Raw genomic sequence first — 9,980 nt, forward strand, 5'->3', positions numbered from 1 at the left:
CCCACGGCGGAGAGGTGTTCGCGGAGAACCGGCCCGGCGGCGGGGCCCGGGTGGGCTTCAGCGTCCAGCGGGAAGGTCCGCCCGCCTCAGCTGGCCTCCCTCGAGCGTGAGCGGCGGGCAGTACGCACCCAGCTCGCGCCGCTCCCAGTAGGCGCCCGTGGTCCGCCACTCGGACAGGTCCGTGAAGCGGTAGTCGAAGAAGCGCGTTCGCAGGAAGCGCGGCGGAGCGTCCGGGAACGGATCCTCCCGGAAGAAGTCCTTCACGGCCGGAGCGCCGCTCAGGAGCCGCTCCTGGAGGCGGATCAGCCACGCGTTGTCGGAGCAGCGAGACAGCGAGGCGAACCACAGCTGCCAGTCCAGGCGCGGCTGATGGGGTGCCACGAAGCGCGGCGCCTCGTCCACGGGCCCGGGGCGCCACCGCAGGAGGTACTCGCGCCACGTCTGCCCATCCGCGCTGCCCTCGAGGAGGATCTCCCGCCGCTCCGTGGTCATGATGGCGAAGAGGCCATAGGTGTTGATGCTGCGCAGGCCCGCGAGCTGGCCGAGCGCCCAGCGCACCGGCGCGAGCACCGGCACACGGGCCAGCCGCTCCACGTCCGACGACAGCGCGAGGACGGCATACACCGCCGCGAAGCCCACGAAGGCCGAGGTCCGCGCCCGTGGGTGGCGCAGGGTGGGCGCAGGCCCGGCCAAGAGCCGCCCAGAGAGCTTCCACCGTGCCAGCACGCCATCATCGAGCGCGGAGAGGCACAGCACGAGCGTCAGGAGGTTGAAGAACCCATAGTTGCCCGTGGCGAGGATGCCCCCCTGCAAGGCCGCGAGCGCCCCTGCCGCCAGGAGCCGGACGCGCCGCGGCCCGAAGAGGAGGAACGGCGCCACCAGCTCGATGACGAACATCCCCGCCACGCCCGCCCGGTGGAGCGCTGCCGGAAGCTGCCAGACGAAGTAGGCGCCGAGGTTGGGGAGCGGCTGGGTCCAGTAGTGGAACTCGAGCGCCGTGAGGTTGTGCCAGGCGGAGTCCCCGCTGGCGAGCTTCACCACTCCGGACATGAGCATCAGCCGGAACAGGAGGAAGCGCACGAGGAGCAGCGGCCCGAGGCGAGGCTCCGGGACGCTCGCGGAGGGAAGCAGATGACCCGGCGTCAGCGGGACGGAGACGAGCGCGGTCTCCAGCAGCAGCACGTCCCACTGGAAGCTGAGGAAGACGCCCCCGACGACCGTGAGGGACAGGTAGCAGGCCCACGCGCCCACGAGCGCCCAGCGCGGCGCCACATCCGCCACGAGCAGCGCGCCACACCCCAGGCCAGTCAGGCAGAGCCCCCACAGGGCCCCGTCCCCCGCCCCGAGCAGCCAGAGCAGCGTGGGCAGGCGCAGGAAGCGCTCAGGCCCAAGCGCCCCCCGAGCCCAGTCCAGCCACGCCGCCGCGGGCTCCAACCCCTCCGGGCCCATGAGCCCCGAGAGTTGGGGCAACAGCGAGGCGAAGGCGACACAGAAGACGAGCCCGAGCCCGCGCAGGTACAGCCAGCGGACACGGGCCAGGCCCCTCTCCGGCTCGCGCCCTTGCCCCAAGCTCACGCCCGAGGGCCTAGCCCTTGTCGGTTCCGGCGAACTCGAACGAGGCCTCGGCCGTCTCTCCGTCCTTCACCGTCACCTCGGCCGTCTTCGTCCCGAACGTCTCGTGCCACGCCTCGAGCGTGTACGTGCCCGCCGGCAGGGCCGTGATGGAGAAGGCACCGTCCTCGCCCGTGGTGGAGAAGTACGGGTGCGGGCTCACGGCGATGAAGGACTTCATCCACGGATGCACGTCGCACTTGAGCTGGATCAGCTCCACGTCGGAGGGCGTGGGCCTCGTCACGGGCGCCATCTCCGGCGGCTGGGCCAGGTTGAAGAGGGACTTGGTCCCCACCATGGCGCGGACGTTGTGCAGCGTCCCATCGCTGTTCTTCACCTGGAGAGGCTGGCCCGCCTGGGCGCCCATCACGCGCGGGGTGTAGGTGCACTTCACCTGATCGATCACCACCGGGGTGCTGGAGGCCGCCGGAGCGCCCGCCACGGGGCCCTTCACGCGCACCAGCACGTTCTGCAGCTTCCCGTCCTTCACCAGGACGGCCGGCTCCTTGAGCGCCATGCCCTCACAGGCCGGATCGGAGCTGGGGGCGATCTCTGCCGCGGCCGGAGCCGTGCCCGTGAACTTCACCACGCCGCGGAGGGTGCTCTTCCCGACGGACGTGGGCGTCTGCGCCTGGGTGGGCGTGGGCGTCGCCGGCTTGCCCTGCTCTGCAGGGTTGGCGGCGGCGGTGGGAGTCGAGGGCTTCGACGCCTCGTCCTTCGTACAGGCCGGCAGGATCACCAATCCCGCGGCCCCGATCAGGGCGAGGCCGAACGTGCGCAGCTTCATGGAGGAGCTCCTTGTCAGGCAGGGGTAGCTAGAAAGCCGGGCCTCGGTCGAGCATCAGCGCGAGGAAGAGGCCCGTGAGGTAGAGCAGCGAGAAGAAGAACGTCTGCCGGGCCCAAGGCTTTCCCAGCTGCTTGAAGAAACCCCACGCGCCCAGCCCCAGGAAGGTCAGCCCCAGCCCCACGGCCACCAGCAGGTACCACGCCCCGGCAATGTGCAGCTGGTACGGCAGCAGCGTCATCGGCACCAGCGCCACCACGTAGAGGACGATCTGGGCCCGGCTGGACTCATCCCCCCGCTCAATGGGGACGGACTTGAGCCCCGCCGCCGCGTACTCCTCCTTGCGGAAGAGAGCGATCGCCAGGAAGTGGGGGATCTGCCAGAGGAAGAGGATGGAGAAGAGGACGAAGCCCCCGGTGTCCACCTGCCCTGTCACCGCCGTCCACCCCATCAGCGGCGGCAGCGCCCCAGGCACGGCACCCACCAGCATGGCCGCGGACGTGCGCGACTTGAGGGGCGTGTACACGAGCACGTAGCTCAGGAAGGCCAGCAGCCCCAGTCCCGCGGTGAGCAGGTTGGCGCCCAGGGCCAGCGCGGGCAGGGACACGGCCGCCAGGGACAGGCCGAACCACAGCGCCACGCCCGGCTCCATGCGCCCGGAGGGCAACGGCCGGTTGTGCGTCCGCGCCATGAAGCGGTCGCTTCGCCGCTCGATGTAGCAGTTGAGGGTGTTGGCCGCCGCCACGGTGCCCGCGGTGGCCAGCAGCGTCACCCCCACACGCGCCATGGACAGCTCGCCCCGCGCCAGCCACACGCCTCCCGCGGTCGTGGCCAGCACCAGGCTCGACAGCCGCGGCTTCGTGAGGGAGATCAGGTCAGACGCAGTCGTCGACAGAGACACGGCGCGTGCGCTCACGCAGACTCCAGAGGTGGGGCTCGACAGGCTCGCTGCCGTCGCGGTGGAGTCCAGGTGGGATAATGGCCCCACCTGGCGATCCCTCCCATACAGCCATCCCGCGCAGACGGCAAGCCACGGGTATCAGCCCCGCTTTTCGAAGACAGCGGGGGCACTACCCTCCGGAGGCCAGGCGCTGCACCTCGGGAGCGTGCTCGCCCTTGGGCTCGAGCTTGAGGTACTCCTGCGCGAGCATCTTGACCTTGTCACCCTGCTTGCGGTCCTTGCTGAGCATGGAGGCGTAGAAGTAGTACGCCGGGCCGTAGCCGCCGTTGGCCTCGATGGCCTTCTGGTAGGACTCCTCGGCCTTCGTGAGGTCACCCTTGCCCTGGTACACGCGGCCCAGCTCGGTGAGAGCGAGCGCCGCGCGATCCGGCTGGCCGATAAACTCCACGACGGCCTTGTCGAGCTGCTCCCGGGCCTTGTCCCACTCGGAGCGCTCCCGGTAGATGGTGCCCATGGCCAGCCGCGCCTCGGGGTTCTTCGCCTTCGGATCCTTCACCGCGCGCTGGTACTGCGTGAGCGCTTCGTCGAGCTTGCCCTGGCGCCGGTAGGCGTTGCCGAGCATCACCACCAGCTTGGGGCTGTCGCCCATCGTCTTCAGAGCGGTGGTGAGCGCCTCGGCGGCCTCCTTCTCGCCCCCCTGCTTGGCCATGAGCGCCTTGGCCAGCTCCACGTAGAGCTGGGCCCGGGTGCTGTCCATCTTGATGGCCTCGCGGATGGAGGAGACGGCCGCGTCCGCCTGGCCTTCGAGCAGCAGCCGGCGGCCCTTGATGAGGAGCAGCTCCGGGTTGTTCTTGTCGAGCGCAAAGCCATCCTTCTCGGCCTTGTCCATCTGCGCGCGGGCCACGGTCTTGTCCAGCGGGACGCCCGTCACCTCGGCGAGCTTCGTCTGGACGTCGGGCTTGAGCTCCGCCATGGCCAGCGAGACGCGGCTGATCAGCAGCGAGCGCGCCAGCTGCGCGGCGGCCAACTGCCGCGGCGAGGGCGGCGGGTCGGCCTCGAGCAGCTTCTTGAGCATCTTCGCCGCCCGCTCGTAGAACTCCAGGCTGGGCTGATCCTGCTCCAGCATCAGCAGCGACATTCCGAGCACCGACTCGGGGTGGTCCTTCTCGTAGCGCAGAGCGAACTCGTACTTCTGCCACGCGGTGTTGTCCTGGCCGAGCCGGCGGTACACGGTACCCAAGCTGGCGTAGATGCGCGGATCATCCGGAGCCAGGCCCTGCGCCTTGTCCAGGCTGTCACGCGCGCGCTCGAGATCGCCGGCGTTCATCTGCGCCAGCCCCAGCGTGAGGTACAGCAGGGAGCTGGCCTTGCCCTGCGAGTCAAAGGCCTTCACGCGCTCCTCGAGCTCGCCGAGGGCCTCCTTGCCCTTGCCACCGTACGTCTTGATCAGCGCCTCGGCGGCATAGAGGTGGGAGCTGACCTCGCCACCCTTCTTGGCCTCGGCCAGGTGCTCCTCCGCCTTGCGGCGCGCATCGTCGCCGCCGCCGTGCTCGCCCCAGCGGATGCCCCAGGCGTAAGCCAGGTAGCCGTGCGCGGCGGTGGAGTCCGGGAGGATCTCGAGCGCCAGACCGGCCGCCTCACACGCCTTCTTGTAGGAGTCGAAGGAGTCGTGCTTGAGCTGCTCGGTGGCCACGTCCAGGCGCTTCTTGAACTCGCGGTTCAGCTCCTTCGTGTACTTCGAGTACCAGGCGTAGCCCGCGGCGGAGAGGATCGCCGCGATGAAGAGGCCCAGGGTGATGTACTTGCTCGAGTTGCCCGACTTCGGGCGGCGCTTGGAGCCGGCCTCCTCGTCGTCGTCATCGTCCACCTCCTCGATAACCACGGGGCGGCGGGGCTGGGGACGGGCCTGGCTCGCCGCGCCGGGCTGCGTGCCCGTGGGAATGGACCGGGCTGCGGGCATCCCCGCGGACGAGGCACGACGGGCCCCGGGCGCTGGGTTCGGGTGGGCGACGGGCGTCAGCACGGGCGCCGCCGAGGGCGCGCCATTCACGGGCACCTGGGCCACGGGCGCCGCGGTGGGAGCCACGGGCGCGGCCACCGGAGCGGCGACGGGGACCGGCGCGGGCGGGGGCGCGGCGGGCTTGGGCTGCTCCACCTTGTACTGCTGCATCCAGGTGAGCGTCTCCGTGTCGTTCGGATCCGCCTCCCAGGCCTTCAGGAGGTTGAGCTTGCCGGGCTCGAGCTCGCCCGTCTTGAGCTGCAGCATGCCCACCATGCGGAGGGCGGCCTTGTCGGTGGGCTGGACCTGGAGGCCTCCGAGGGCCTCCTCGAGTGCCTTCTTGTCCTTGCCCTGCTGGAGGTAGACACGGGCTAGCAGGAGGCGGGGATCGGCTGCATTGGGATGGGCTTTGACGCCCTTCTTGCAGACGACCATCGCCTCCATGAACCGGCCCATGCCCAGGTATGCCTCGGCGAGCGGCTTGAATGCGTCGGACGACGGGTCAGCGGCGAACGCGTGCTCCAACTTTGCGAGCTCGGCCGGGCTCAACGTCTTCATGGGAGAGGTAGACATTTCCGGAAGATGCGCCTGGGAAGGAGGGTTTTTATGACACCCGCACTGCTGCACGTCAAATGGGAGTCAGCGGTTTCCTTGCTCTCGCTTGACAGGCTCACAGGGGTCCGGTATCTGGCCCTCACTTCGTCAGCCCCAGACTGATCGATTGAAGCACCAAGCAAGCAGCCGAGTACCGCAGCAAAGTACTACATTGTGGGGGTGTAGCTCAGTTGGGAGAGCGTCGCGTTCGCAATGCGAAGGTCACCGGTTCGATCCCGGTCACCTCCACCAGGAAGTAACAGAGGGCCTCACTGGAGACAGTGAGGCCCTTTGCATTTGGGCCACAACCGAATTGCAAAGGCCCCCGGCTTTGTTATCCGGAGCCGATGACCGAACAGCCACAGCTTTCGTTCTTCGCCCGCCTCTGGCTCGCGTTCCTCTGCTTCTGGCGGGTGCTGGCCTCCCGTCCCTTCGCCCAGGCCGTCTACCCGCTGAGCCAGGGCTATGACGCGGGAACGCTCGGCAGGCCAGCGCTCCCCAAGGAAGAGCCGAAGCCCGCGCTGCCGCCCGAGCGCGAGCACGCCTCCGCGCTGGTGCTGCTGTCCATGCTCCAGCGAGAGGGGCGGCTGATCGACTTCCTCCAGGAGAACGTGGCCGGCTTCCCGGACGCGGACGTGGGCGCCGCCGCGCGCATCGTCCACGAGGGCTGCCGCAAGGTGGTGCAGCAGTACCTGGGGCTCAAGCCCGTGCTGCCGCAGGGCGAGGGGGCCGCCGTCACCGTCCCAGCCGGCTTCGACGCGCAGCGCATCCGCCTGACAGGCAACGTCGCGGGACAGCCCCCTTACTCCGGCGCGCTCAAGCACCACGGCTGGGTGGCCACCGAGGTGAAGTTCCCCACGGTCAGCCCGGCGCTGGATCCGCGAGTCGTGGCCCCCGCTGAAGTCGAGCTTGCCTGAGCCTTCTCCTGCTTGAGCCTTCTCCAAGGAGCTGACGCCGTCCTATGGCCCGCTACGCGATTGGGATCGATCTAGGCACCACGCACAGCGCGGTGTCGTACTTCAACCTCGAGGAGGGCAAGCCTCGAGGCTCGGCCCAGTCCATGCTGCCCATTGCGCAGCTGACGGCCCCGGGCACGGTGGAGGCGCGCACGCTGCTGCCCTCTTTCCTCTATCTGCCGAGCGAGCAGGAGTTCCCTGCGGGCAGCCTGGGGCTGCCCTGGAAGGCGGATGCCACCACGCTGGTGGGCGAGCTCGCCCGGACCCACGGCGCCAAGGTGCCCACGCGGCTGGTGTCCTCGGCGAAGAGCTGGCTGAGCCACCCGGGTGTGGACCGGCGCTCGGCGATGCTGCCGTGGCAGGCGCCTCCCGAGGTGCAGCGGGTGTCGCCGCTGGAGGCCTCGGCGCGCTACCTCCGCCACCTGCGAGAGGCTTGGGACCACACCTTCGCCCGGACGCGCGAGGAGGCCGGCAACTCGCTGGCTCAGCAGGACGTGATCATCACCGTCCCTGCCTCGTTCGATCCGGCGGCACGCGAGCTGACGCTGGAGGCGGCCCAGGCTGCCGGCATCCCGAACATCACCCTGCTGGAGGAGCCGCAGGCCGCGCTCTACGCGTGGCTGGAGGCCCAGGGCGAGGGGTTCCGCAAGCGGGTGAAGCCCGGCGAGGTGATCCTCGTGGTGGACGTGGGCGGCGGTACCTCGGACTTCTCCGTCATCACCGTGCGGGAGCGCGGCGGCGAGGTGGAGCTGGTCCGCGTGGCCGTGGGCGACCACATCCTCCTGGGCGGCGACAACATGGACCTGGCGCTGGCGCACACGCTGAACCAGCGCCTGGCCGCCGAGGGCAAGAAGCTGGATCCATGGCAGTTCAACGCGCTCACCTACGGCAGCCGTCAGGCCAAGGAGACGCTGTACGGGGATCCGACGCTGGCGCGTGTGCCCATCGCCATCCCTGGCCGCGGCTCGTCGCTCATCGGTGGCACGCTGCGCACGGAGCTGTCCCGCGAGGAGCTGGAGAAGCTGCTCACCGACGGCTTCTTCCCCGTGTCCCCCATGACGGAGCTGCCGCGCACCGCTCGCCGCACGGGCCTGGCGCAGATGGCGCTGCCGTACGCGCAGGATCCCGGGGTGACGCGGCACCTGGCCGCCTTCCTCACGCGGCAGGCGCAGGCGCTCGCCTCCTCCCCGGACTCGCCCGTGGACGTGAGGAGCAAGTCCTTCCTCCACCCCACCGCCGTCCTCTTCAACGGCGGCGTCTTCAAGGCCGGCCCGCTCAAGGCCCGCGTCATGGAGGTGCTCAACGGCTGGCTCACCGCGGACGGCGGCGCTCCCGCCAAGGAGCTGGAGGGGGCCGACCTGGATCTCTCGGTGGCGCGCGGCGCGGCCTATTATGGATGGGTGCGCCAGGGCCACGGCCTGCGCATCCGCGGCGGCACCGCCCGCGCCTACTATGTGGGGGTAGAGACGGCCATGCCCGCCGTCCCTGGCATGGAGCCTCCGGTGAAGGCGCTGTGCGTGGCCCCCTTCGGCATGGAGGAGGGCACCCAGGCCGACGTTCCTCCGCAGGAGTTCGGTCTCGTGACGGGCGAGCCCACGCAGTTCCGCTTCTTCGCCTCGTCCGTCCGCCGCGACGACAAGGTGGGCAACATGATCGACGACGTGGCCGGCCGGGAGGAGCTGGAGGAGCTGGCGCCCATCGAGACGACGCTGCCGGGCCAGCCTCAGCCCTACGGTGACCTCACCCCGGTGAACCTCCAGGCGGCAGTGACCGAGGTGGGCACCCTGGAGCTGCGCTGCCTGGAGAAGAACGGCACGGGCCGCTGGAAGCTGGAACTCAACGTGCGCATGAAGGAGTAAGAAGCACCGCGGCACGGGAGGCTTATGCGCATCATCGGCATCGATCTGGGCACCACCCACTGCGCGGTCGCGTCCGTGGATCCTGCACGTGGCCCTGGCGCCCCCATCGAGGACTTTCCCATCCCCCAGCTCGTCCGGCAGGGCGAGGTGACGCCGCGCTCGCTGCTGCCCTCGTGCATCTATGTCCCCGCGGGCCATGAGCTGGCCAGTGGCTCGCTGCAGCTGCCATGGGGGGAGGCCGGCCCGAACGTGGTGGGCGAGTTCGCCCGCTGGCAGGGCGCCCGGGTTCCCGGACGGCTCGTCGCCTCCGCGAAGAGCTGGCTGTGCCACCCAGGCGTCGATCGCTCTGCCCCCATCCTCCCCTGGGGCGCGCCTGCGGACGTCGCCAAGCTCTCGCCCGTGGAGGCCAGCGCCCTGCTGCTGTCGCACATGGCCCGGGCCTGGGACTTCGCGCACCCGGACGCGCCGCTCGCGCAGCAGGAGGTCGTCATCACCGTCCCCGCCTCCTTCGACGAGGCGGCGCGCGCCCTCACTGTGAGCGCCGCGCGCCAGGCGGGCCTCGAGAAGTTCACCCTCGTCGAGGAGCCCCAGGCGGCGTTCTACGACTACACCGCGCGCCACCGCACGGATCTGGCCACGGTGCTGGCCAACGTGCGCCTGGTGCTCGTGGTGGATGTGGGCGGCGGCACCACGGACTTCACCCTCGTCCACGCGGGTGTCTCTCCGGAGGGGCCCATGCTCCGCCGGCTCGCGGTGGGTGAGCACCTGATGCTCGGCGGCGACAACATGGACGCCGCGCTCGCCCGGCGGGCCGAGGAGAAGCTCTTCTCCGATGGCCGGCGTCTGTCCGCCACCCAGTGGACCCAGGCCATTCAGGCCGCACGCACCGCCAAGGAGGCCCTGCTCGGCCCCAATCCCCCGGAGCGCTACGGCATCTCCCTGGTGGCCGAGGGCAGCCGGCTGCTCGGCGGCGCGCTGTCCACGGAGCTGACTCGAGCGGAGGCAGAGGGCCTGGTGCTCGACGGCTTCTTCCCGACGTCCGGCTCCGCCGACAGGCCCCGCCGCGCGGCGCGCATGGCCCTGCAAGAGCTGGGGCTGCCCTACGCCCAGGACGCGGCCGTGACGCGCCACCTGGCCGCCTTCCTCGGACAGCACGCGGCAGCAGGCTTCGCGGCGCTCGGGGAGCCTGCCCCCTCCGAAGGCACCCTGCCCCGCCCCGACGCCATCCTCCTCAACGGTGGCGTCTTCAACTCGCCCCGCATCTCCGAGCGGCTGG

The 9,980-nt window shown here is 70.3% G+C and carries 7 protein-coding genes and 1 tRNA gene; 4 read left to right on the forward strand and 4 right to left on the reverse strand.

Annotated features, from left to right (window positions below):
- Positions 1–57: 57 nt before the first annotated feature.
- The 4 genes from VD972_RS07480 to VD972_RS07495 all read right to left on the reverse strand — a co-directional run bounded on the left by VD972_RS07480 (position 58) and on the right by VD972_RS07495 (position 5,868).
- On the reverse strand, positions 58–1,575 hold the full coding sequence (locus VD972_RS07480; RefSeq protein ID WP_414654000.1) for a lipase maturation factor family protein: 1,518 nt from the start codon (positions 1,573–1,575) through the stop codon (positions 58–60).
- Between the two features lie 10 nt (positions 1,576–1,585).
- Entirely contained in the window at positions 1,586–2,398 is an 813-nt protein-coding gene (locus tag VD972_RS07485) for a carboxypeptidase regulatory-like domain-containing protein (RefSeq protein WP_324982897.1), read from the reverse strand.
- Between the two features lie 28 nt (positions 2,399–2,426).
- Positions 2,427–3,311: a heme o synthase gene (gene cyoE / locus VD972_RS07490; RefSeq protein ID WP_324982901.1), complete on the reverse strand. Its 885-nt coding sequence runs from the start codon at positions 3,309–3,311 to the stop codon at positions 2,427–2,429.
- Between the two features lie 154 nt (positions 3,312–3,465).
- A complete protein-coding gene (locus tag VD972_RS07495; protein ID WP_324982904.1) occupies positions 3,466–5,868 on the reverse strand; it encodes a tetratricopeptide repeat protein in 2,403 nt (800 codons plus the stop codon).
- A 197-nt stretch (positions 5,869–6,065) separates the two neighbouring features.
- Between VD972_RS07495 and VD972_RS07500 the strand changes: the two genes are divergently transcribed.
- The 4 genes from VD972_RS07500 to VD972_RS07515 all read left to right on the forward strand — a co-directional run.
- Positions 6,066–6,141, forward strand: a tRNA-Ala gene (locus VD972_RS07500).
- 95 nt (positions 6,142–6,236) lie between these two features.
- On the forward strand, positions 6,237–6,806 hold the full coding sequence (locus tag VD972_RS07505; protein WP_324982907.1) for a DUF2760 domain-containing protein: 570 nt from the start codon (positions 6,237–6,239) through the stop codon (positions 6,804–6,806).
- Positions 6,807–6,850: 44 nt separating this feature from the next.
- Positions 6,851–8,704 (forward strand): Hsp70 family protein, encoded by a 1,854-nt coding sequence (locus VD972_RS07510; protein ID WP_324982910.1) that lies wholly within the window; start codon positions 6,851–6,853, stop codon positions 8,702–8,704.
- Positions 8,705–8,728: 24 nt separating this feature from the next.
- A partial coding sequence (locus tag VD972_RS07515; RefSeq protein WP_324982914.1) for an Hsp70 family protein occupies positions 8,729–9,980 on the forward strand: 1,252 nt, incomplete at its 3' end.

The sequence above is a fragment of the Hyalangium sp. genome (assembly GCF_035629615.1).
Classification (GTDB): Bacteria; Myxococcota; Myxococcia; order Myxococcales; family Myxococcaceae; genus Hyalangium.

Coding starts and splice junctions, on each gene's coding strand:
- VD972_RS07485 (WP_324982897.1), bottom strand. CDS start 2,398: ATGAAGCTGCGCACGTTCGGCCTCGCCCTGATCGGGGCCGCGGGATTG.
- VD972_RS07495 (WP_324982904.1), bottom strand. CDS start 5,868: ATGTCTACCTCTCCCATGAAGACGTTGAGCCCGGCCGAGCTCGCAAAG.
- VD972_RS07505 (WP_324982907.1), top strand. CDS start 6,237: ATGACCGAACAGCCACAGCTTTCGTTCTTCGCCCGCCTCTGGCTCGCG.
- VD972_RS07510 (WP_324982910.1), top strand. CDS start 6,851: ATGGCCCGCTACGCGATTGGGATCGATCTAGGCACCACGCACAGCGCG.